Annotated in this window: 1 protein-coding gene; it reads left to right on the top strand. The window is 40.3% G+C overall.

Annotated features, from left to right (window positions below; genetic code table 11):
- On the top strand, nucleotides 1-168 hold a 168-nt coding region (locus VJL_RS28490), incomplete at its 5' end, for a GrpB family protein (RefSeq protein ID WP_173400296.1).
- Between the last annotated feature and the right edge of the window lie 38 nt (nucleotides 169-206).

Raw genomic sequence — 206 nt, 5'->3', positions numbered from 1 at the left:
AATGGTTCGGAATTTGAGTTTTTTGTGGGGTTTAGAGACAAACTCCGTAAAAGTCCTGAGTTAGTTCAACGATACAATGAGCTGAAAATGTCTTGTACAGGTTGGTCTCAAGAAGAGTATCGTCGGAAAAAATCAGCTTTTATTGAGCGCGTGTTAGGACAGGCATAACAAACTGTTTAAGAGTGATTCGCAACGCGTGGCATTTT

Origin of the sequence: Vibrio jasicida CAIM 1864 = LMG 25398 (assembly GCF_000400365.1) — a bacterium.
Classification (GTDB): Bacteria; Pseudomonadota; Gammaproteobacteria; order Enterobacterales; family Vibrionaceae; genus Vibrio; species Vibrio jasicida.
This window is presented reverse-complemented; position numbering and strand designations above follow the sequence as displayed.